The 23,078-nt window shown below is 61.8% G+C and carries 20 protein-coding genes; 12 read left to right on the forward strand and 8 right to left on the reverse strand.

The annotated features are described in order from the left end of the window. Positions 1–79: 79 nt before the first annotated feature. The 4 genes from SGJ19_22400 to SGJ19_22415 all read right to left on the reverse strand — a co-directional run bounded on the left by SGJ19_22400 (position 80) and on the right by SGJ19_22415 (position 4,902). A complete protein-coding gene (locus SGJ19_22400; GenBank protein ID MDZ4783006.1) occupies positions 80–925 on the reverse strand; it encodes a ParB N-terminal domain-containing protein in 846 nt (281 codons plus the stop codon). Beyond that, a complete protein-coding gene (locus SGJ19_22405) occupies positions 918–2,069 on the reverse strand; it encodes a bifunctional DNA primase/polymerase (protein MDZ4783007.1) in 1,152 nt (383 codons plus the stop codon). Before SGJ19_22405 ends, SGJ19_22400 begins: the two co-directional genes overlap by 8 nt. A gap of 424 nt (positions 2,070–2,493) precedes the next feature. Next, a complete protein-coding gene (locus SGJ19_22410) occupies positions 2,494–3,558 on the reverse strand; it encodes a hypothetical protein (GenBank protein ID MDZ4783008.1) in 1,065 nt (354 codons plus the stop codon). A gap of 54 nt (positions 3,559–3,612) precedes the next feature. Continuing rightward, complete coding sequence (locus SGJ19_22415; GenBank protein MDZ4783009.1) at positions 3,613–4,902, reverse strand: MFS transporter; 1,290 nt, start codon at positions 4,900–4,902, stop codon at positions 3,613–3,615. A 296-nt stretch (positions 4,903–5,198) separates the two neighbouring features. On the opposite strand from SGJ19_22415, the gene SGJ19_22420 reads away from it, so the two are divergent. The 7 genes from SGJ19_22420 to SGJ19_22450 all read left to right on the forward strand — a co-directional run bounded on the left by SGJ19_22420 (position 5,199) and on the right by SGJ19_22450 (position 10,694). Then, positions 5,199–6,473, forward strand: coding sequence for a phenylacetate--CoA ligase family protein (locus SGJ19_22420; GenBank protein MDZ4783010.1), 1,275 nt, complete (start codon positions 5,199–5,201; stop codon positions 6,471–6,473). 50 nt (positions 6,474–6,523) lie between these two features. Then, a complete protein-coding gene (locus SGJ19_22425) occupies positions 6,524–7,324 on the forward strand; it encodes a type III pantothenate kinase (GenBank protein ID MDZ4783011.1) in 801 nt (266 codons plus the stop codon). A gap of 145 nt (positions 7,325–7,469) precedes the next feature. Continuing rightward, positions 7,470–8,483: a GTPase gene (locus SGJ19_22430; GenBank protein ID MDZ4783012.1), complete on the forward strand. Its 1,014-nt coding sequence runs from the start codon at positions 7,470–7,472 to the stop codon at positions 8,481–8,483. After that, positions 8,476–9,603 carry a heparan-alpha-glucosaminide N-acetyltransferase domain-containing protein gene (locus tag SGJ19_22435; GenBank protein ID MDZ4783013.1) on the forward strand — a complete coding sequence of 376 codons (1,128 nt, stop codon included), beginning with the start codon at positions 8,476–8,478 and terminating at the stop codon, positions 9,601–9,603. The genes SGJ19_22430 and SGJ19_22435 overlap by 8 nt, the downstream gene beginning before the upstream one ends. Further along, positions 9,600–10,091, forward strand: coding sequence for an FxsA family protein (locus SGJ19_22440; protein ID MDZ4783014.1), 492 nt, complete (start codon positions 9,600–9,602; stop codon positions 10,089–10,091). Before SGJ19_22435 ends, SGJ19_22440 begins: the two co-directional genes overlap by 4 nt. 77 nt (positions 10,092–10,168) lie before the next feature. Continuing rightward, positions 10,169–10,423 (forward strand): addiction module protein, encoded by a 255-nt coding sequence (locus tag SGJ19_22445; GenBank protein MDZ4783015.1) that lies wholly within the window; start codon positions 10,169–10,171, stop codon positions 10,421–10,423. After that, a complete protein-coding gene (locus tag SGJ19_22450) occupies positions 10,398–10,694 on the forward strand; it encodes a type II toxin-antitoxin system RelE/ParE family toxin (protein MDZ4783016.1) in 297 nt (98 codons plus the stop codon). The genes SGJ19_22445 and SGJ19_22450 overlap by 26 nt, the downstream gene beginning before the upstream one ends. A 9-nt stretch (positions 10,695–10,703) precedes the next feature. On the opposite strand, the gene SGJ19_22455 is transcribed toward SGJ19_22450, so the two are convergent. Further along, positions 10,704–12,164 carry an alpha/beta fold hydrolase gene (locus SGJ19_22455; GenBank protein MDZ4783017.1) on the reverse strand — a complete coding sequence of 487 codons (1,461 nt, stop codon included), beginning with the start codon at positions 12,162–12,164 and terminating at the stop codon, positions 10,704–10,706. Positions 12,165–12,334: 170 nt separating this feature from the next. Between SGJ19_22455 and SGJ19_22460 the strand changes: the two genes are divergently transcribed. The 3 genes from SGJ19_22460 (at position 12,335) to SGJ19_22470 (ending at position 16,167) form a co-directional block, all read left to right on the forward strand. Beyond that, on the forward strand, positions 12,335–12,682 hold the full coding sequence (locus SGJ19_22460; GenBank protein ID MDZ4783018.1) for a pentapeptide repeat-containing protein: 348 nt from the start codon (positions 12,335–12,337) through the stop codon (positions 12,680–12,682). An 89-nt stretch (positions 12,683–12,771) separates the two neighbouring features. After that, entirely contained in the window at positions 12,772–14,085 is a 1,314-nt protein-coding gene (locus SGJ19_22465) for a CCA tRNA nucleotidyltransferase (protein ID MDZ4783019.1), read from the forward strand. A 135-nt stretch (positions 14,086–14,220) separates the two neighbouring features. Beyond that, the gene (locus SGJ19_22470) at positions 14,221–16,167 is read left to right on the forward strand and encodes a vWA domain-containing protein (protein MDZ4783020.1); all 1,947 of its coding nucleotides are present in this window, start codon (positions 14,221–14,223) and stop codon (positions 16,165–16,167) included. Between the two features lie 16 nt (positions 16,168–16,183). Here SGJ19_22470 and SGJ19_22475 read toward each other — a convergent pair whose 3' ends face one another. Then, on the reverse strand, positions 16,184–17,536 hold the full coding sequence (locus SGJ19_22475; GenBank protein MDZ4783021.1) for a Gfo/Idh/MocA family oxidoreductase: 1,353 nt from the start codon (positions 17,534–17,536) through the stop codon (positions 16,184–16,186). Positions 17,537–17,718: 182 nt separating this feature from the next. Here SGJ19_22475 and SGJ19_22480 point away from each other — a divergent pair, with 182 nt between their 5' ends. Next, entirely contained in the window at positions 17,719–19,059 is a 1,341-nt protein-coding gene (locus SGJ19_22480) for an enolase C-terminal domain-like protein (GenBank protein MDZ4783022.1), read from the forward strand. 52 nt (positions 19,060–19,111) lie between these two features. On the opposite strand, the gene SGJ19_22485 is transcribed toward SGJ19_22480, so the two are convergent. Further along, positions 19,112–20,158, reverse strand: a complete 1,047-nt coding sequence (locus tag SGJ19_22485; GenBank protein MDZ4783023.1) for a squalene--hopene cyclase — start codon at positions 20,156–20,158, stop codon at positions 19,112–19,114. Between the two features lie 208 nt (positions 20,159–20,366). Between SGJ19_22485 and larC the strand changes: the two genes are divergently transcribed. Then, on the forward strand, positions 20,367–21,545 hold the full coding sequence (gene larC / locus SGJ19_22490) for a nickel pincer cofactor biosynthesis protein LarC (GenBank protein MDZ4783024.1): 1,179 nt from the start codon (positions 20,367–20,369) through the stop codon (positions 21,543–21,545). 267 nt (positions 21,546–21,812) lie between these two features. On the opposite strand, the gene SGJ19_22495 is transcribed toward larC, so the two are convergent. After that, positions 21,813–23,036, reverse strand: coding sequence for a pilus assembly protein CpaE (locus SGJ19_22495; protein MDZ4783025.1), 1,224 nt, complete (start codon positions 23,034–23,036; stop codon positions 21,813–21,815). Between the last annotated feature and the right edge of the window lie 42 nt (positions 23,037–23,078).

Here is a 23,078-nt window from a genome sequence, read left to right on the forward strand (position 1 = left end):
ATTCCCCCTCCAGCGTCCCTAAACTAAACCCCGTTCACCCCCGAGCGCCACACTTTTCAACCGCCAAGCGCTGCACAATTCAAGCGCCGTTTACACGCCAGTAGCCGAAAAGGAATTCGCTGGTTTCGGCCCGAATGAACCCACTGGGGTCCTGATGAACGCTCCAGACTTCCACCGGCCGCGTTTCATCGTCAATGGCGTTCCACGGGATTTCGTTGGCCAAGCGAGCACGGGTGAGCAGATCCACCAAATCGTTGTAGGACTTTTTGTCATTGACGTATCGTGAGCCAGGTTTGCGGGCGTGACGGAGGGGAGGATCGTTTAGAAGCCCATAGTGAATCTGGCGATCCGACAGCGGCCAGAAGTCCTGCAAGTCGTTCAGCACCCGTTTGATCGCAGCCAGGAATGGCTGCTTGGCCGCCGAAATCTCAGAGCGAGTCTTTGCTCCCAGGATCGCCATCGGAGCCATCTCGATCTTCGACCGCTTGTGTCGATGGGACAGCAGCCGGTTGTAGGCATCGTCCGGGTCGATGTTCACCAACTCTTCCCGGACTCGTTCATCATGGGTTTTCACCCGCTGCTTGTTGTGACTGACGAGCAACTGCAGGAAGGCCTCGGGATCATCGTCATGCCGGATCGGCTCGACAACACACGGGACGGTAATCAACCCAGCCAGTTGGGCAGCTACATGTCGACGGTGCCCAGAGATGATGAAGCCATCCTCGGAGATCACCAGCGGCTGCAGCACTCCGCGTTCCTTGATGTTTGCCGAGAGGTCTTGAATCTCTGGATCGTCGGGCAGCACCGGTCGATAGACACGGTTGTTCTCTGGCGATGGACGAATCGCCGTGATTTGCCATTCAGCCTGTTTTGCCGGAATCCAGGTATGCCTGGGTTTTGAATTGGCTTCCCTGCCTTTAGTCATGTTGTCCTCCCAGAACGAGTTGATAAGTCTTGGCTTTGCGTCGCCACCGATCGCAACCCTTGCTGATTTCGAGCCGATCTTCTTTGACCAATTCGCGAAGGCACTTACTCGCGTAAGGTTGACTGCATCCCACGATTCCGGCGGCGGTTTCGCCAGCCAAATAAAACCTGCCTTTGTTCCATGCACCGAGGACCTGGCAGAGATGCCACACTCGTTCCGCCGCAGACGCCTCGGGAGCGGGATCGTAGGCCGCGATCAGCCGGGCCAATGCTTGACGGTTATTGAGGCGAACGTGCTCCCACGCGAAACAGAATTGCCGCCAGTTCGACTGGTAGCTCTTGTCTTCGACATAGGCCTTCGACTGAATCCGAGCATGCCAATCGGCGAATACATTCGACAACTGGTTCACCGTGACGGCGTCGCCAAACAGGCCACGCAGGTATCGCACGAACGCGAACAGTGCCCTGCCTCTCGTTCTCCGACCCAGGGGTTGATATCGCACGGCCGCCGCACGAGCCGCCAACCACATCGATAGAGCCACCCCCCCAGAAGCATCGTATTGATAGGATGAAATAGCCCCGCCTGTCCCCAGCAAAGCCTTGGGTAGGAGGTCGTGGGGGTGGATGGTGGGGAGTTGCGAGAGGTCGGGGAGTGGACGGACCCAGCGATACTCGCGGCGTTGGTGTGGCTTCTTGGGCGTTGGTTCTCGCCAGCTTGGGTCCAGAGTGATGTAGTTGCCATCGCCTTTAATGTGATGGACCGGTGAGCGTTCAGAATTGCCCACGCGATACGAGTGAGTATCACGCTGACCTTCGACGCCGAGAAAGTAAAAGTGCCAGCCCCTTGGACTGATGGCGTAAGGCAGACACTTAGCCAAATTGCGATGCCGCTTTTCGAAGTCTCGATAGGCCGCATAGTTGTCCAGGTCGATGGCCATCAAGCCCCGGGATGCGGAGCCGGTAAGCAATCCGATGTTGTGGCGATCATCGGCGAAGTGAGTTCGCAACTCAGTGGCACTAAAGCCACCATTACGAACAATCGACTTGTAGCGAATGGCTGGGGTGTTGGTATCCCGACGCAGCGGGATCACCTCGCAGCCGAGTTCCTTGTAGCGGCAGGCCGCCTCATACATTGCGTTGGACACTTGACGTCATCCATTCCGCCAAGCGACCGGCCACGTCTATAATGACGTTGGACTGACTGACTGAACGCTGGGCAATTTGAACTGGCCCGCACATGCCCGGGGGAAGGAGTGATGACCTTCTCCCGGGTTTCTAATCTCGCCAGCCGCCGGGCCATATCGCGGTCTGGGTTTCCTTGGGGTTTCCATAGCTGTTGCCTTTGGATTGGTGTGTGACTGCGTGAATCGTATGCGGCAACTAACCGTTAGACCGCACTGGTACAGCTTGTACATCTCCTTTGTTCAATGAGTGCAAGTAATGAGTGCCTTTGCAGACCTTTTCTTGCGTTGACGCGTGGCCAGGTCGAAAGATGACCGGAGAATAGTGGAGGTCATCGCCCGATGTTTAGGTTGCCAAGGCAACCCTGACGATGAGCCATCCTTGCCCTTAACCCGATGTGAGGCTCGGCAGGCCAACGTTCAGGCCGACGTACCAGGACCACAACAGAAATGCGCCGGCGATCCAATAGCGATGCGCAGGCGTCGCCATGAGAAAGCACAGCGGCGCGGCGGCCACGCAAAGTTGCGACGCGATCAACACCGGACGATGTCCGAGGCGATCGCACAACACGCCGGCGGGCCGACTCAGCGCGAACTGCCCCAGCCGCATCCCGGTCCGCAACGCGTTCATCTCGAACACGCCGAGTCCCAAGATCCAGCGCGGATACGTCTGCTGCGGCGATGCGGTCAAACCGTTAAACGTGGAGAACCAGCAACCGTAGTAAAGCAATCGCCGAAACCGCGAGTCCGCGAACGGCGCCAGGATTTCCCGCCAACGAAACGAAGTCGCGGCACGGCGCGGAGAATTGCCGGGCCGAGGCAGCGCCAACAATGCGCCGACCGACGCAAACAGGAATAGCACGCCAATCGCCAGCGCGACGGCATAGGCGACAAGCTTCGCCTCCGGATGCGCTTTGCCCCAGGCGTCAATCAGGTAGCCGCTCAGCAGGATAACCGGAATCTCGATCGATAGTTGCCAGAACTGCCGCGCGCCAAAGTACGTGCCGCGTATCCGCCGGGGCACAAGATCGCCCAACCAGGCGTACAGCGCAACGAGTCCCAGATATTCCAGCGTCTGATGAACGCAAAGCACCCCGATCAAGCCCAACAGCGGACGCTGTAGCTGCGCCGCGCCGGCGAGATAAGCCACGGCCGGCATGCCGATCGCCACCAGATAGCTCGCCGTCATCAACGCGACGCAAGCGCGCTTGACGTCGCCGCCGGTGCGGTGGATGACCCACGGCGTCGCCAAGCGCAATAAGCCTAGTAGCGTCGGCAAGGCGAGTAGAAAGCCCACGACAGTATTCTTCGCGCCAAACTCCATCGCCAAAAAATAAAGCGGCGTGCCCGAGGTCAGCGCGTTGCCGGCGGACCACAGCACCGCCTGCACATGCGCCGTCCGCCAAGCGCGACGTCGAGGGCTGAGCGGTCGAGTAATGCGCTGCGAAGGCATGCCGCTAAGCGTAAGTCAACGCGGATGAGCGTGCCAGTCTCAGCCGCAGTATTGCTACTTGCCAAAGTCCTTCCCGCTGCGGACGGCGACGGCGATCAAGGCCGCACCGACAATCATCAACCCCGTTGCCGCCCAATAAGGCAGTGTGTGCCCCCAAGGGCGATCATGCGCCCAGCCGAGCAACGAGAAGCCCGTCACCGGGCCGACGATCCGCGCCAGCGCGCCGGCGCTCTGATTGAGGCCCAGAATGCCCCCTTGCCGGGCGGGATCGCTGCGCCGCGAAATCAGCGCGTTCAACGACGGCGTAACCATCGCGAAGCCGACAATGGCGACCGTCAGCGCGCCGAGCAAACTCGGGATATGCACCTGGTAACTAGCCAGCGCGAGCAAACCAAAGCCCACGATCGACACCGTCGCGCCCATGGTGGTCAGGCGCTCGTCGCTGATCTTGCCCGCGAGACGGCGCACCAGGAACCCTTGCGCGAAGCTAAGCACAAGTCCGATGTAGCAGAATACGAGCAGCAGCTGCGCCGGAAAATGATGCGTCCCGTGCTCCTGCACCTGCTGCGCGGCGTCGGCCTTGTAGAGCAACAGCCGTGACAACGTCGACTCGAAATTCGCAAAGGCGAAGATCGACACGAACGACGCCAGAATCAACAGCGCCACGGACGGCATCGAGATTGCGTCGGAAAGTGCGCGCCAGTCGAGCAACTTGTGCTCCGATCGGGCGCCGCCCGGCGGCAAAGATTCCGGCAAGCGAAACACTGCCATCATGAGCGCGATTACCGACAGCCCGGCGGCCAGATAGCCCGGCCAAGGGCTCAAAGCCTCCTCGCCGGACAGCCATAGACTCAACGCGCCGAGCGCTGGCCCGAACGTAAAGCCCAGTCCGAACGCCGCGCCGATCAGCGCCATGCCCTTCGAGCGGCCTTCGAGCGTGGTTGAATCGGCGATGTACGCCTGGGTGGTGGAGATCGTCGCGCCGGCCAAACCCGCACCGATCCGCGCCACGAACAACCAGGTCAAGCTCCCCCACTGTGCGGCCAGGCCGAACAACGTATAAAACACCACGGAACCGGCCAGGCCGACCATCAACACGGGCCGCCGCCCAATCCGATCCGACAACCGTCCCCACAGCGGCGCGAACAGAAACTGCATCGCGGAAAAACTGGACATCAACAGCCCAACCGTCAACTCCTGCCGGCCGGCGGTCATTTCGCGCATCTCAGGCAACAATTTCGCGTAGATCGGCAGCAGCGGCAACACCATCCCGAAACCCAACAGGTCAATAAAGACCGTCAGGAAGATGACCAACAGAGAACCACGTCGCGGAGCGTCAGGCATCAGGCATCCTTTGGAAGAATCGACGCCCCAGTGTGCCGCACATCGCCTGTGCGGAATAGTGGCGCGCGGCTCGAACGTGTCGCCAACCAACACTAGCTCGTAGCGCCAGCGAGGGAGAGTTGACCCTGCGAACATTGTCAGGATCAAACCCTCAACGACACCGCGAATGAGCCATCAAAACGTCGCTGAGAGTTCATTCGGAAGTATTTTTCCGGTGTCAACTCTCACGCGCTGGCGCGACGGGCTAGTGTCAGCGGGCGCTGGCCGGGCTGTGTCGGTCCCGGTATGATAACTTGATGAAAGACGCCGCCTTTTTCGAACGCCGAAAGCTGGAATCGCTGGAGCCTTGGGCATTGCGCCAGCATCAATTGGCGCGCTTGAATGCGCTGCTGGCGACCATTCTGCCGACGAATCGCCTCTACGCGGAAAAGCTTGACGGGATTTCGCTGCCGCTGGAATCCTTCGAGCAATTCGATCGACTCCCGCATACCTTCAAGGAAGAGCTGATCGATCGTCGGCATCATGGCGATTTCGCCGCGAACTTGACCTATCCGGTAGAGCGCTACGTCCGCTATCACCAGACCTCGGGCACCAGCGGCCGGCCGATTATGGTGCTCGATACCGCCGAGGACTGGAACTGGTGGGTCAACACCTGGCAGTTCACGCTCGACGCGGCTGAGATCACGCCGGGCGATCGCGCACTGCTGGCCTTTTCCTTTGGCCCCTTCATCGGCTTTTGGAGCGCCTTCGACGCCCTCACGCGGCGCGGCGCCTTGGCTGCGCCCGGCGGTGGCATGACGTCGTTGCAACGGCTGGAACTCATTCGCACGCTGCGCGCGAACATCCTGCTCTGCACGCCGAGTTACGCGCTGCACCTCGCGGAAGTCGCGGAGAATCATCAACTTGATCCGCGCACCATGGGCGTAGAGAAACTGATTCTTTCCGGCGAGCCCGGCGCTTCGGCGTCAATAATTCGCGAAAAAATCGCGACCTGTTGGAACGCCCAAGTGATCGATCACAGCGGCGCGACAGAAGTCGGTCCCTGGGGCTACAGCGACAGTGAACGTCGCGGCCTGCACGTCGTGGAAAGCGAGTTCATCGCGGAGTTCCTGTCGATCGAACACGGCGGTCCGGCCGCGGCTGGCGAACTCTCGGAATTGGTGCTGACTAGCCTGGGGCGCTACGGCGGCCCGTTGATTCGTTACCGCACCGGCGATCTGGTCCGCCCGCAATGGCCCGCCGGGTATGCAAATCGCTTCGTGTTGCTCGAAGGAGGCGTGCTGGGGCGCACGGACGACATGATGATCATCCGCGGCGTCAACGTCTTCCCAAGCGCCGTGGAACAAATTCTCCGCAGCTTCCCCGAAGTGTTGGAATACCGGCTCCGCGCCTTCAAGGCCGCGCAGTTGGATCAGCTCGAGGTCGAAATCGAAGATCGCCTCGAACAGCCGGCCCGCGTGGCCGAGGAACTGCGGCTCCGGCTAGGACTGAACATCGAAGTGCGCTGCGTGACCATCGGTTCGCTCCCACGCTTCGAAGGCAAAGGCCGCCGCTTCGCCGACGACCGGTAAATGCACGCCAAACTCGTGTCGTTCTCGTTCTTAGCGCCAACATTTCCTGCATGACCGCCACCCCCACTCGGCCGCTGATCGCCGTGGACGTCGGCAATAGCCGCATCAAGCTCGGTTGGTTCGAGCATGCGCTGGCGAGTGATTTTCCATTGCCGGATCGCACCTTACGCTTGACCTTGGATGCGCTCGACTGGACCGAACTCGACGACTGGCTCGGCGGCGTGGCGCCGGCTGAGCTGGATTGGCGATTGGGCAGCGTGAATCGCGCCGCGCAGTCGCGGCTAATCGATTTGCTGCGCGAGCGCGGCGCGATTGCCAACACGATGTTGCTGGCAGCCGGCGACTTGCCATTGCGCGTCGACTTGCCACTGCCGGACATGGTCGGCGTCGATCGCTTGCTCGACGCCGTGGCCGCGAATCGTTTGCGCCCGGCGGACCGCGCCGCCGTGGTGGTCGACCTCGGCACTGCCATCACCGTCGATCTCGTTTCCGCCGATGGCGCCTTTCAAGGAGGCGCGATTCTGCCGGGACTGATGACGTCGGCGAAAGCGTTGAATCAATTCACCGACATGCTACCGTTGCTGGCGGAGTTGGACGGCGCGCCGAACGCGCTCGGGAAATCAACCCTCGAAGCGATGCGCTCCGGTTTGTTCTGGGGCGCGGTCGGCGGCATTCGGGAATTGGTCGCGCGATATACGGAACAACTGGCGGCGCAGCCCGTGGTGATTGTTGCCGGCGGCAGCTCGCATGTCGTGGCCGATCTCTTGGGCAACGACGCCCGGCACGAGCCGCACCTCACGCTGGCCGGCATCGCCTTAGCCGCCCGAGGCGCTGATGAACGCAGCGTGTAACAGCGACATTGCTCCGCTAGCGGTGCTACTGACTCCGCCCGGCCGCGGCGCAGTAGCAACGATTTCGATAACTGGGCACGGTGCCATTACATGTGTGGCGCAGTCATTTCTTCCCGCCGGCACAAGAGCACTTCAGGAAGCGCCCGTGGCGCAAATCATGTACGGCCGCTGGGGCAGCAAATCGGGAGAAGAAGTCGTCGTCTGTCGTGTCGACGAGGAAACGATCGAGGTGCATTGCCACGGCGGCGAGGCGGCGGCAGCGCGGATTCTCGCCGACCTTGCCCAACATGGCGCGTCCGTGCAAACCTGGCGCGATAGGGCTGGCGACTCGATTCGCGCGGCGGCGTTTCGCGCGCTGACAGAAGCGACCACGAAACCGGCCGCGGCGATTTTGTGGGATCAGTACGCCGGCGCGTTGGTACGCGCACTCGCGGACCTGAAGGTACGAATCCGCGATGACCATCTGGCGACGGCCGTGGAGGCGATCGATCGACTGTTATCGTTCGCCGAACTGGGTCTGCATTTGACCACAACTTGGCGCGTCGCGCTCGTAGGGTCGCCGAACGTCGGCAAGAGTAGTTTGTTGAATGCAGTGCTCGGCTTCGGCCGCGCCATCGTTCACGATCAGCCCGGCACGACGCGCGATCTCGTCACCGGAATCACCGCCTTTGCCGGCTGGCCGTGCTTGTTGGTCGACACAGCTGGCCTACGAGCGACGGCAGAACCGATCGAACGCGCCGGCGTCGCGCTCGCTGCGCAAGAGTTACAGCAGGCTGATCTGTTGCTCTGGGTTCGCGACGCCACGAGCGGTTCTGATGACGAACTGCAGTTGCCAAGTCAAATTGCGCGCGAGCCTTTGGTCGTTTGGAATAAGTGCGATCTCCTCGATTCGGCAACGCCGACAATCGGCGGCGGACTGCTGGCCAGCGCCCTTACCGGGCAGGGAATCGAATCGCTGGTCGCGGCGATCGCCCAACGCCTCGTGCCGGAGACGCCGCCGCGCGGCGCGGCCGTGCCGTTCACGCCGGCACAAGTCGCTCGTCTGAAAAACATCCAAACCGATCTGCGTTTTGGCCGTGCCCGCGAAGCGCTTGACGCGTTAGAATCGTGGCTGGGTGAACAAACCTCGGAAATCCTGCCCGGAGAGATCCGTGAATAAACCGGAAGCCGCGCCGGCCGCAACGCCCGGACGGTTGATTTCGCTCGACGCCCTGCGCGGCTTCGACATGTTCTGGATCGTGGCCGCCGAAGAGATCGTCGAGGGCCTGCACCACCTCTCGCCATCGCGCTTCATCGAGGGCGTGCAGCGGCAATTGACGCATGTCGAATGGGAAGGCTTTGTTTTCTACGATTTGATCTTCCCGCTGTTCGTCTTCATCGCCGGCATTTCGCTCCCGCTGTCGATTTCGCGCCGTCTGGAGCAGGGTGAATCCCGTGCTACCATTGCCGGCCACCTTGCCTGGCGGGCGGCGATCCTGTTTCTACTCGGCATCATCTACAACGGCGGGATGCGTTCCGGCTGGAGTGATATCCGCGTCTTCAGCGTGCTCGGACGGATCGCCATCTCCAGCCTCGGCGCAGGCTTGATCTATTTATATTTCCGCCCGCGGGGACAGATCGCTTGGTTCGTCGCGGCGCTGTTCGGCTATTGGGCGGCGCTCACGTTCATTCCGGTGCCCGACTATGGCGCGGGCGACTACTCGCCGCTCGGCAATCTCACGCGCTATGTCGATCAACAGTTGCTCATCGGTCGGCCGCACTTCAAGGAGTGGGGCTTTGATCCCGAAGGCATCCTGAGCGCTATTCCCGCCGTAGGAACCTGTTTGCTCGGCGTTTTCTGCGGACAAATACTGCAACGCTGCGATTGGTCCAGCAGCCGCAAGGCCGGCTCGATCGCGTTGCTCGGCGTGGCGTGCCTCGCCGCGGGTTATGGCTGGGGGCAATCGTTCCCGATCATCAAGAGCATCTGGACTTCGAGCTTTGTGCTCGCAGCCGGTGGATACAGTTGCCTGCTGCTCGCGGCGTTCTACCTGCTGATCGACGTCTGGGGCTTCCGCGCCTGGGCGTTTCCGTTCGTGGTCATTGGGGCGAATCCACTGGTCATTTACCTGGCGACGAATTTCGTTCCCTTTCAGGACCTGGCCGACCGCCTGGTCGGCGGCGGCGTGGCGGAGGCCCTGGGTTCCAGCGCGATGCTGGTCAACGCCCTCGTGCAATTCGCGCTCGGATTCGCCCTCCTCTACTGGCTCTACCGGCGTAGAATTCACATCCGCATTTGAGTTCCTACGTCCTCCTTGGCAGCGCGATGTTCGGTCGACTGTTCCTGTTGTTCACGCTGGGCCCGCTCATCGAGTTGGCGCTGTTGATCTACGTGTCCGATCTGTTCGGCTGGAAGACCACGTTGGGCGTGGTAATCAGCACCGGACTATTTGGCGCCTGGCTCGTGCGGCGCGAAGGTTGGCGGGCTTGGAACCGTTTTCACGGTGATCTGAACGCGGGCCGCATGCCGGCCGATTCCCTCGTCGACGGCCTGATGGTCTTCACCGGCGGCGTGCTGCTGATCACGCCCGGCGTGCTTTCGGATTTGATCGGCATCTCGCTGGTGTTCCCGCCGACCCGAGCACTGCTGCGCCGCTATGCCCGCACCCGCATTCAATTTCGCGCCACCGGTTTCGGCACCGGCGCAAGTACCAGTCAAGCGGCGTCCGGCCCTCACGATCAGATCATCGACGTTCGCGTCGTGGAACGAGCGAACCCGGAGGGATAGAAAGGCCATGAGCGATGCTGCGCCCATGTGGTACAATAGATTCGTCGCGAAGCGGTCATCGACCAGGAGCTATTAATATGGCAACGTCCACAAACCTCACGGAACTCTATCAGGCCGCGCTCAAGCTGCCGCTCAGCGATCGCGCCGACCTGGCCGCGACGCTTATGGAAAGCGTCAAGGCCGCCGAGACGCACGACCGTAGCGATCCCTGGGCCGAGGAAATTCGCCGGCGCGTTGAAGATCTGGAGTCGGGAAAAGCGGTCTTGCTAACTTGGGAGGAAGTCGAGCGACGGCTCGCCGAGCGATATGCCAAAGCTAAGTCTGAAAGTTAAAGCAGAAGCGTACGATGAAATTGCTGAAGTGTTCGACTGGTACGCGGCGCGCAGTGAAAAAGCGGCCCAAGAGTTCCGTGCAGCACTAAGAGTTGCCCAGGACTCGGCTGTGAATCAGCCCGAGTGGGCCGAAAAATACCTGCACGACACACGGCGGATATCACTTCGTCGATTCCCGCATTCCATCATTTTCCGCCAAAAAGACGACGAAATTGTCATCATCGCCGTAGCGCACGCCAAACGCGACGAGGCGTATTGGGAGAATCGTTGACGCTCGTGTCTATCGCTTCGTCCGCTCCACCACCCAATCGCCGATCAACTCTAACGCCGCCGGCGAGAACGTCTCCGTCAGTTGCGCGTATTCGGACAGCGCGCCGGTCTTGCAGGTCTGAAAGAGATGATTCAGGCCCTTCATTTCTCGCAGCGTTACGTCGTCGTTCTTGGCCGCGGCAAGCGCCTTCTCCAGTTCCGGCAAGTTCTGCTTCGGGTCGACCTGTACGTCTTTTTCTCCGTTGAGCGCCAGCACCGGGCAACGCAGCTTGCTCAGCGCCGTGCGTGGATCGTGCGCAAAGAAGAAACGAAACCACGGGGATTGCACGACTTTGATCTGCTGGTTGAGAAACTCTTGCTGCGTGTCCAGCTTCGCGCGTTCCGCCTCGGGTAACTTGGCGAAAGTTTCCTTCACGAAATCTCGTAGCTTGGCCTCCAGCTTCGCCTCGGTGGCCTGCTCGTCGAGCCCTTCGCGCAGGATGCCGAAAAACAACTCCTGCAGTAACCGATTCTGCGCGATCGCCGCGTCGTCGGCCCCCATCGCCCGGGAGATAAGTTCACTTTGCCGGTAGACGGTCTCTTCGCCGGTGACGCCTGGCGCCGCCAACAGTACGACGAATGCCACATCTGAGTTGCCGGCCGCCACCATCGGCGCGATCAACCCGCCCTCGCTGTGCCCGATCAGCCCGATTCGCCGCGAATCGATCTCCGCGCGGCCTTGCAGGTACTTCAACTCAGCGCGCACATCGTCGGCGAAATCGAGCGTTGTGGCCTTCGCGACTTCTCCGGACGAACCGCCCACGCCACGGTCGTCGACGCGCAACACCGCGATGCCGCGGCGCGCCAGGGCATCCGCCAGAATTAAGAAGGGCTTGTGATTGAAAACCGTCTCGTTGCGATCTTGCTGCCCGGAGCCGGAAATCAAAATCGCGGTGGCAAAGGGACCGTCGCCCGGCGGCAACGTAAGCGTGCCCGCCAGATGGATGCCGTCGCTCGCACCGTCGAAGGCGACTTCTTCTTCACGATATGGAAACGGCGGCTTCGGTTCCTGCGGGCGTTCGACTTTGGTGACTTCCTTAACGCGCTTGAGCACCAGCGGGAACGATTGCCCCGCCTGGCTCCATTCGCCGGTAAGCTGCTGGCCATCCGCATCGAGCTTACCCTTGAAACCTCCACGAATGGCCTGCATCCCACATTCGACTGCGCCGTCCTTCCAGACCACGGTATCGAGCGGCAATCCCAGCGCCCCCTGATCCGGGCTGTCCATCTTGCCGGTCCATATGCCGTCGCCATCGCGTTCGAAGTGAAACGCGAGCCGCAGCTTCGCGGCACCCACGTCGAGCGTTCCCTCCCAAATGCCGACGCCAGCCGTGGCCGATTCGCCGTCCGGTTCGGCGGCCCCGATCGGCGAGGTAATGCCGAGTGCCAGACAGAGGACGGCCAACCGGCCAACAACGGTGGAAGCGTACATGGCTAATTCTTCAGGGAGGGGTTGTGACGATCCTCGGGACAGCTATTCGAGCGCTCGGCGGCGAAATTGTGTGGGCCCTGGAAGGAGAAGTCGCGGCCGCCTGTGATTTCCGCCGTGTGACCTATGCTTTTCCAGGTTCGGCGTGCCGTTCGATTCGGGAGAAAAAGGGTATGAACCAGCCAAAATTCATCAACGACGACGCTTTTCGGGCGTTGCGAGCCGGCGACGTCGACGCGTTTCATCGGATGACCGCCGGCCGGGCCACGATCGATTTCACCGAGGGGGACCTCCGAGCCGCCGACCTGCGCAAAGCCGACCTCAGCAAGGTAATCCTCCGCGGCGCGTATCTCAAGCTCGCCGACCTGCGTGGCTGCGATTTGCGGCACATGGACCTGGAAGGCTGCTCGCTGCATCAGGCCAAGATCGGCGGCACGTACTTCCCGCTCAATGTCGCGGCCGAGGAAATCCGCCTCTCGGTGCAAGAAGGAACGCGGATCCGCGTCGGAACTGCCAGGTAGGGTGTCGGAGCCATCCAGGAACGCGCACCCTGTTGCCGGCAGGCGTGTCGCGTATTCTGATGGCACGCACGCCCCCCGGGAATCCGCCCTTGAAGACGCACGACCCTGATGCCCAGCTCGCGTTCGCGCATCGCGTGGTGCGCGAGCTGCGCGATTTCGGCTACGTGGCCTATTGGGCCGGCGGTTGCGTCCGCGATCGCTTGCTCGGGCGCACGCCCAAAGACTACGACGTCGCCACGAGCGCCCGGCCGGAACAAATCCGCCAAGTCTTCGGGCAGAAACGCACGTTGCCCCTCGGCGCCGCATTCGGCGTGATTACGGTGCTCGGTCCCAAGGAAGCGGGACAGATCGAGGTCGCCACGTTTCGCTGCGACGCCGGTTACTCCGACGGCCGACGGCCCGACGCAGTGACCTTCAGCGACGCTCGGGAAGACGCCCTGCGCCGCGACTTCACCATCAACGGCATGTTCTTCGACCCGTTGACGGAACAAGTGATTGACTACGTGGGCGGGCGCGCCGATCTGGAAGATCAACACATTCGCGCCATCGGCGACCCCTTCGCGCGGATCGCGGAGGACAAACTGCGGATGCTCCGCGCAGTCCGCTTTGGAGCCCATTTCGGCTTTGCGATCGAGGAGCAAACACTGGCCGCAGTCCGGCAATCCGCTGCGCAAGTTCAAGTGGTCAGCGCGGAACGCATCTCGCAGGAAATGCGACGGATGTGGACGGATCCGCATCGGGTGCGCGCCTTGGAATTGCTGCTGGAGGCGGAGCTACTGCCGCAGATCCTGCCGGAAATCGCGGCGTTGATCGGGCGACAATCGGTCGAGCTAGCCGAAGGCCCCTGCGACGTCTGGCACTATTTGTTACGCGTGGTGAGCGCCGTGGAACAACCCAAGTTCTCGCTCGTCGCGGCGGCCGTCTTGCACGTCCTGGCGATCCCGCTCAGCAACTCAGACGACGCGGCGCCGGAGCAAGAAGCGGCTCGTCAGGCGGAAGGCATCGGCCGGCGCTGGAAGCTCTCGAAACAAGAGATCGAGGAAATCCGATGGCTGGTGCGGCACCAAGTCTTGTGGCAAGGGGCGACCACCATGCCCTGGCCCAAGCTGCAACGACAACTAGTCGCGCCGCTGGCCGCCGAGTGGCTGCAACTGGCGCATGCCATGGCGCTCACCGGTCGCGGCAGCCTGGACGACATTGCCTACTGCCAGGAAAAGCTCGAATTGCCGACTGAAACTCTGAATCCACCACCGCTGGTCAACGGGCACGATTTGGCGGAACTGGGCATGGTCGAAGGCCCCCGCGTCGCAGGAGCCCTCGTGGCAATTCGCGACGCCCAACTGCTGGGCGAGATCCGCACGCGCGGCGAAGCGCTTGAATTCGCGAGAAAAAGGCTCTCCTAGCACGCTCCCGGCTCCAAAATGGATGCCTCTGTTGCTTGATATGCCGATCGGCGCGATAATCAAACGGGCGACCGGAAGACACTACCGACCAGGAACAGAGCTGTGTTGGCCAGGGTGCGAAGCTACTGGAGCGCAATGTCGGGCACGACCGCGGGGTTCGGTGATTCCGAAACCTGGTCGTGGCTGATCAGTTTGGCGCTTCACATGGCGGCCCTGGTTATTCTCGCGGCCGTCTGGTTGCAATCGCCCGTACGTGAATCGACGCTGGTCATCAACTCGATCGACTACGAGCCGATCACGCCCGAGGAACTGCGGGTTGAGGCCAGCGACGTCCCTACCGAGTTCGGGGCCGCGGGCGAGTCCGGCTTGAACAGCGCCGTGGCGCTCGCGCCGAACCTGGACGACATCTCCGAATCGCCGCGGATGACCGACCCGGTCGAGGTAATGGCCCCGACCGTCACGGTTAATCTCAGCACGGAGATCCCGACCGCGCCGCGATTGGATGAAACGCTCGTCATCAAAGGCGAGGCGGGCGAATCCGTCGCCGCGGCCACCGGGGCGATTGATCGTATCACGCAGGAAATCCTGCATTCGCTCGAACAGCGTCCGACGCTGGTCGTCTGGGTGTTCGATCAATCGGCCAGCTTGCAGCCGCAGCGCGAGGAAATTCACGCCAAGTTCGAGCGGATTTACGAAGAGCTCGGTGCGCTCAAGGCCAGCGGCAACGAGGCGTTCACCAAGCACGCGGAAACGCCGCTACTGACGTCGATCGTCGCCTTCGGCCAGGACGTGGCGTTTCTCACGCCGCAACCGACCGCCGACGTGAAGGTCATGAAGCGGGCGATCAAGGGCATCGAGAACGATCCCACCGGCGTGGAGCACGTGTTTAATGCCGTGAAACTCAGCACCGAACGGTACCGGCGCTTCCGGCAGGGAAACGCCGCCGAGCGGCGCAACGTGATGATCGTGATCTTCACAGACGAGTGCGGCGACGATCAGGATTTAGCCGATCCCACGACGTTGCTTTGCCAGCGATTGCAGATCCCGGTCTACATCGTCGGTGTGCCGGCGCCATTCGGGCGCGAGGAAATCCTGGTCCGCTTCCGCGATACCGACCCGAACTTCGATCAATCGGAACGCTACCTGCCTGTGCGACAGGGGCCGGAAACCGTGCGGCCGGAAAACGTGCAGCTCGCGTTTATCGGTTCCGGCGGGCGCGACGACGAATTCGAACGACTCGACTCCGGCTTCGGCCCGTATGCCCTGACGCGACTGTGCTACGAGACCGGCGGAATCTACTTCTCTGTGCATCCCAACAACGCGGCAGTCGGCGGCCGTGGCGGGCGCACTGACCTGATGGCCTCGAACCTGGCGTTCTTCTTCGAGCCGGATGTGATGCGAAGTTATCGGCCCGAATACATTCCGCTGGACAAGTATCAGTCGAAACTCAATCAAAACCGCGCCTGCGTGGCGCTGGTCGACGCGGCGGAATTTTCTCTCGTCGATCCGATGCAGGATCCGCGGCTCTTCTTCCCGGTGCAAAATGAGGCCCAATTGAAGCGCGATCTGGACGTCGCCCAGCGCGCCGCGGCGATTCTCGAACCGAAGCTGCGCCAGCTTCACGAAATCCTGAAACGCGGCGAAGCGGATCGCGCGAAGCTCACCAACCTGCGCTGGCAGGCCGGGTATGATCTCGCGCTGGGTCGCGTCTTGGCCGCCCGCGCGCGGACCGAAGGCTACAACGCCATGCTCGCCAAGGCCGAACAGGGGATGACATTCCAAGAAGAACGCGACGACACTTGGGTGCTGCGGAGCGACGACGAAATCAGCGCCGGCAGCACGATCGAGAAGTTCGCCAATCAGGCCCAGGAGCTGCTGACGCGCGTGATCGAACAGCATCCGGACACGCCTTGGGCGCTGTTGGCGAAGCGCGAATTGCGCGACCCGATGGGCTGGAAATGGACCGAACGCCGCACCGGCGTCACCGATCCGCCGCCACCGCAAGGCAACGCTCCGCCTCCGCCGCCGAGCAACGATCCCCCGGCGCCGCCTCCGAAGCCGTTGCGCGATATTCGACTGTAACTCGACACCAGCCCGACTATACGTTTTCCGGCGTGGGATGTTTCCAATCCCCGCGATACTTTCTCGCCAGGCGATTGTTCGCCTCTTCGTCGTCGACGACGCGCCCTTTCTCAGCGTCCCATTTCAGGCTGCGGCCGAGCTCCATCGAAAGGTTTGCCAGGATGCAACAGGAGGACGAGATATACCCTTGCTCGATGTCGGCGACCGGGCGCTGACCATCGCGGCGGGCCTCCAGAAAATTCTTCATGTGCGCGCGGGTGGCCGGCGCGGCGAAGATCTCCGTCTCTTTGTGCTGCGCGTCTTCGGGATATTGCGCGGTCTCGTCGAGCCAATCGACATGCACGGGCGCGCCGCTTCCCTTGGGGATGAAATCGTACGACCAGACGCTGAGCTTGAGCGTCCCCTTGTCGCCGTAGAGCGTCGCGCCCCAGGGATAATCCGGCTCCGGATTCGCGCCCCAATTGCGCTGCGTCCAGACGAGTTGCGTGTCGCCGTAGTCGAACAGCGCGGTTTGCGTGTCGTGCATGTTCGATGTCGAGTTCGGACCACGCATCAGCATCCCGCCGGTCGCGGAGATGCTCTTCGGCCAGCCGAGATCGAGGTGGTAGCGGACCACGTCGTACAGGTGGACGCAAAGATCGCCGGTTTGGCCGTTGCTGAATTCCCGGCAGGAGCGCCACGCGCGGGGATGAATGCCAGGGCTGTACTCGCGCCAATCGGCGGGCCCAACGTACATCTCCCAATCGAGGTTCTCCGGCGGCGCTTGCGCGGCCGGGAAGTCGCCGCCGGCCCCGTAGTAGCTGTGGATATCAACGTAGGCGACCTTGCCGAGCGCGCCGCTGCGGATGTAGCGATCCCGGGCTTCCAACAAGTGCTTCGTGCTGCGGCGCTGCAAGCCAACCTGGACCGTGCGGTTGTATTTGCGCGCGGCGGCAACCATTGCCTGGCCCTCGACGACGTCATAGCTGATCGGCTTCTGCACGTAGACGTCGGCGCCAGCCTTGCAGGCCTCGACCATCGGCAGGCAATGCCAGTGATCGGGAGTGCCGATCAGCACGATCTCAGGCTTCTGGTCGGCCAGCAGTTTGCGGTAGTCGCCGTACGTCGGCGGTTTCTGCTTGGACTTTTGTCGTGTCGAGACAATTTCCGACGCTTCATCCGCGGCTTTGCTATCGACATCGCAAACGCCGACGACGTCGACCGGGGCGACTTGCATCAGATGGTTCAGATCGGTCTTCCCATACCACCCGCACCCGATCAATGCGACGCGCGGCGAGGCTTCCTCGGCCAGGGCGAACGCCCGCGTTTGAATCGCCAACAGAGACGCCGCACCGCCTAAGCCCGCCTTGAGTACATCGCGCCGTTGCATGAGTCCGCCTCAGTGGAAGTGAATTCGAGAAGTGTCCGCGTGTGTTGGTATTGTGTCCAACCGGCCACCAGCGTGGCAAGCATCTGAGGGTACTACGTCACGAAAATAAAGCCGTCCGCCAAGGTGGACTAGCGTCAACGCCCAGTTATACTGCCGCCATCGCACGCACTCTGGAGACGTCCATGTCGCCCACATCCATCTTTTCACGTCGTCAACTTCTCGCGGGCTGCGCTCTCGGTGGAGCCGCCACGTTGGCCTTACGAGACCATGCTGTCGCACAAACCGCGGAAGCCGCCACACAGGGCCTCCCGCCGCTCAAGATCAACAAGGTCCGGGCGATCACTACTGCGCCGGATCGCGTACGGCTCGTCGTCGTAAAAGTGGAAACCAACGAGCCGGGCTTATACGGCTTGGGCTGCGCCACGTTCAATCAGCGACCGCTGGCCGTGGTCGAAGCCGTGGAAAAATACCTCGATCCGTTCGCGCGCGATCGGAGCGCCGACGACATCGAAGACATGTGGCAGAACGCTTACACCAGTTCTTATTGGCGTAACGGGCCGGTGCTGAACAACGCCCTCAGCGGCCTCGATATGGCCCTCTGGGACATCAAGGGCAAGCGGGCCGGCATGCCGGTGTACCAATTGCTCGGCGGCAAATGCCGTTTCGCCGTGGACCTGTACGCGCATGCCAGCGGGCGTGAGCCGAAGGAAGTCGAAGACAGCGCGCGATCCTACATCGAGCAGGGATTCCGGCATGTGCGCATTCAGATGGGTTCGTACGGCTCCGGGCATCTCTCGGAGAATCCCGATTTTCGCGACGCCGGCTTTGGGCTGCCCGCGGACGATCACATGGATAGCGGCCCGTACTTGAAGGCCATGCCGAAGTTGTTCGATCACATCCGACAGACGCTCGGCGACAAGATCGAACTCTTGCACGACATTCACGAGCGCGTGAATCCGATCGAGGCGATTCAACTCGTCAAGGAACTGGAAAAGTACCGGCCGTTCTTTATCGAGGATCCGTTCGCTCCGGAGCAAAACGGGTACTTTCCCATTCTGCGTCAACAAACGGCCTGCCCGATTGCGATGGGCGAGTTGTTCAACAACCCGCACGAATGGGTCGACCTGATCACGAATCGCTGGATCGATTTCATCCGCGTGCATCTCTCGCAAATTGGCGGTCTGACGCCGGCTCGCAAGCTTGCCGTGCTGGCCGAACATTTCGCCGTGCGCTCCGCCTGGCACGGCCCGAGCGACGTCTCGCCCGTCGGGCACGCCTGCAACGCGCACCTCGATCTGGCGATCCACAACTTCGGCATCCAGGAAGGCCCGCGATTCTCCGACAAGCTCAAGGAAGTCTTCCCAGGCTGCCCGGAAATCAAGAATGGCTACCTGCACGTCAACGAGAAACCAGGTTTCGGCGTGGACCTCAACGAGGAACTCGCGGCGAAATACCCGCTCCCGGAAAACCCCGGCTTTTGGACGCCCGTACGCCGTCGCGATGGCACCGCGGTGCGACCGTAACCCAGAAGTCGTCGAATCTAATTACTGAAAACTGATCACTGAAAACTTCCAACTACTTCTCACACTCCCCCAGCGCCATCACCGCCATCGCTGTGCCGGCGTGGGTGAGGAAGTGTTCGTGGTCCTGGTAGAGCGAGCGCGTAAACCAGCGTCCGCTTTCGCGTTGATGCGTCTTGAGCCACTGCACGCCGTGCTGCAATGTTTCTTCGGTCGCGGGCATGCCTGAGCGGCGGAGGACGTAAATCACGAAACCTGTGCCGTAGCCGTCGCTCGATTCCAGGTCCTGGGCGAGATCATCGCCGCGCTTCCAATCGCCGAGCGTGGCCAGGCCCCAGCCGCCGTCGGCTTTTTGCAGCGACAACAACTTGGCGACCGTGGCGGCTTTTTCTTCGTCCGTCTGCAGGTCGGGCAGATAGCTCGCCGCCCAAAGCAGCATCACCTGATGGTGGAGCGTGGGCGGAGGATTGTCGCGCAAATAGCGACGGATGCCGGCCATTCCTTTTTGCGCCTCGGGCGTGTCGGCGTAGTTGCCTGGCGCCACTCCGACGGCGATGGCGGCCAATGTCACGCCGTAGTGATCGTCCGATTCCATCGGCGGCCATTCGCACTTCAGCCAATCAAAACCGCCGTGCTCGCGCTGCACCGTCCACATCTTGTCGAGGGCCGTCCGTGTCGTCGCGTGCAACTCGCCGGTCGTGGCGGCGTCGTTGTAGGCGAGCGCCGCGGCCGTAGCGATAATCTCCGCATCCCAGCGTGGACCTTCGCTTGGCCAGCGTGATGTCACGAGTTGCTCGGCGGCCTCGCGCACCTGGCGATGGGCGACGGCGTCCGACGACGTCGCGGGGCGCGCGTAGAGATACGCGTAATTGGTGTGGCACGTGAAGCACTTCCGCTCATTCAGCCAGGTGAGCGAGGCGGAATCCAGAAAATGCACCGCCTTGTCGAGCGAATACTCCGCCGCCAAGGGCTCGTCTGCACGATTGGCGCCAGGCGAGACCGCGTTTTCCAATTTCACCGCTTCCGCGGCCAGGCAGAGCGTGGACGGCGCCAGCAACATCGCGCAGGCGGAAAGCAGTAGGCTGTGTGTCAATCGTTTCATGGTTGGAAGTCCCGCGTCGGCTGAGTTGGCAATGTGCGAATGCGTCGCGAACAATATACCGGACCCGCGCGGGAGACGCATCCATCCTTGCTGACTGGGCGCTGTTTTCCCGGGTTGTGGCCGACCGCGGGCGTTCCATAATGCAGTGCTGGCGAGTCGCCGAGCGGACTCGCGTTGAGTCGGAATTCTTTGAGAAAGGCCCCACGGCGTGAAGATTGCTTACTTGGATTGTGCCAGCGGCATTAGCGGCGACATGACCCTCGGGGCATTAGTCGACGCCGGCGTCGATCTGGCGGCCATCAACGACGGCGTGCAATCGCTCGGCCTGCCCGGCGTGAGCATTACCCGCAGCGAGGTCCAGAAGCACGGCTTTCGGGCCACGCAGGTCATTGTCGAGCACCAGCCGGAACACGCCCATCGACATTTGCATCACATCGTCGACATGATCGACGCCGGGAAGTTGAGCGAGCGGCAGAAGGACCTCGCTAAGCGGATTTTCACCAAGCTTGGCGAGGCCGAAGCCAAGGTCCATGGATCGACGCTCCGCAAAGTGCATTTCCACGAAGTCGGCGCGGTGGATTCGATCGCCGATATCGTCGGCGCGGCGATCGGCTGGGACCTGCTCGGCGTCGATCGCATCGTCTGCTCTCCGATTCCAACAGGGCAGGGCCGCATTCAGATCGCGCACGGGCTGTGCAGCATTCCCGCTCCAGCGACGGCGGAGTTGTTGCGGGGCGTGCCGTTGTTGGATTCCAACGTCCAATCGGAATTGACCACGCCGACCGGCGCGGCGATCGTGGCTACGCTCGTGGATGAATTCGGCGGCCTGCCGGCGATGATCGTCGAGGCCATCGGCTACGGCGCGGGGCAGCGCGAATTGGCCGAGCAACCGAACGTGCTGCGACTGTTCGTGGGCACGCGCGAAGGCGAGTTCAGCGCCGACCTCGTCTGGGTCGTGGAGACGAACCTCGACGATGTCCCCGGCGAAGTGATCGGGCACACCATCACGAAACTCTGGGAAGCCGGCGCGCTCGACGTCTATACGACCGCGATTCAAATGAAGAAGAATCGGCCCGGCGTAATTCTGAGCGTGATCTGCGCCGCGCCGTTGATCCCCAAGGTGGAAAAGATCCTCTTCCGCGAAACATCGACGCTCGGTGTGCGGCGCTGGCCGGTCAGTCGGCATAAGCTCGATCGCGCCGCCCATACCGTGACGACCGACTGGGGACCGATCGAAGGCAAACTCGGCCTCATCACCGGCCAACCGCCGAGCTTCTCGCCAGAGTTCGAGTCATGCCGTCGCGTGGCGGACGAGAAGAACGTGCCGCTCAAGGAAGTCTATGAAGCGGCCCGACAGGCGTTTGCCAGCGAAGAATCGAAGCAATAGTGCGACATGCCAGCGAGAGAGAGCGTTCTGTCAAATATCAACTATCGAGTCAAAAATTCAGCGTGGGTGCCTGGGGCTGAGGCAATTAATGAACCCCACAAAGTCGAATCGGCTGGGGCATCGTGGCGATTAGTTGACAAGTCCAACGAAGCCCCAGCAGTTGGACCATAGTAACTCCGCAATCACCGCCCCTGCCCCAGGCACCCGCCATATTCGTTGCCGCGACAAGCGACGCGCGCCGAGTGACTTATGTGATAAGCGTGGCGCTTACTTCGCCGCCGCCTTCTTGCCGGGGAAGAGGCCGAACAGGCCTTTCTTGCTGGATTTCCCAGGGTCGGCGTCAGCTACTTCTTCCGGTTTGGCGCCGGTGAGGCTTTCCGCTAGTGCGCTGATGGCCAGCGTGATCGCCGCGCGCGGCGCCTGGTCCAGCAATGGCACGCCGTTGTTGCGGACGTCGACCATAGTGCGGAAATCGTTCGGGAGTTGGAAGAAGATTTCGCGCCCGATCGTGTCTTGCGCTTTCTTCAAGCTGATCTGTCCGCTGTCGATGCCGACGCGGTTGACGACGATCTTCACCTTGTCGGCGATGCCGTCCATCTCGTTGAACGACGTCATCAATCGCACGATATTTCGCAGGCACGGCAAATCGAGCTGCGTCACCATCAGGATCTGATCCGCCGATTGCAACGCCACGATATCGAGCGGGCTGTAGCCCTTCGAGAGATCGAGCACCAGGTGGCTAAACGTGGCCTTGAGCAGCCCGATCACGCGCGTCAAATCGTCGGTCGTGATATGTTGCATGTCCTCCATCTGCACGGGGCGCGGCAGCAGGAACAAGCCGGACGAATGTTTCGTGAGTGATCGCTTCAACAGTGAGAAGTCCAATCGCGTGACGTTCTGCGAGACGTCGTATAACGTGTAGTCCGGGATGATGTCCAGGAACACGTCGGCGTCGCCCAGGCAAAGGTCCAGGTCGACCAGCGCGACCGTGTTTTTCGGATCGCGAGCGATGGCGCAGCCGAGGTTCACGGCTACGCTCGTCGTGCCCACGCCGCCCGTGGCGCCCGTGACGGCGATGACGGTGCTCCCCTTCGACTTCGATTCGCCACGGCCGAAGCGGCGTTCGCGAATGCGCGTCATCGCGCCAATCAGGTCTTCGAGCTTGACCGGTTGCGTGAGGAATTCCTTCGCCCCGGACCGCATCGCACGGAGGATCAAATTGCCGTCCGTCGATGCGCTCAGCACGAGAATGCTGCAGTCGGGCGACATCTCGTTGATCTTGACGACGAGATCCAGCGCCTTGTTCGGATCGTGATCGAGCGCGACGATGCCGATGTCCGGATGCGTTTGTTGCACGACGTCGGCGAAGAACTCGTAGCGCGAGCATTCCGCCTCGAGCCAGGCCGTGTCCATGCCCAGCAGCATCGTTTTCAGGGCTTCTCGCGTTCCGTCCTTGGGATCGACGATGGCTAAGCGAAGTACGTTGCTCATGATTCGATGTAGCGCAGGAGTGAAACCAGGGGAGCGGCCACA

The sequence above is a fragment of the Planctomycetia bacterium genome (assembly GCA_034440135.1).
GTDB lineage: Bacteria > Planctomycetota > Planctomycetia > Pirellulales > JALHLM01 > JALHLM01.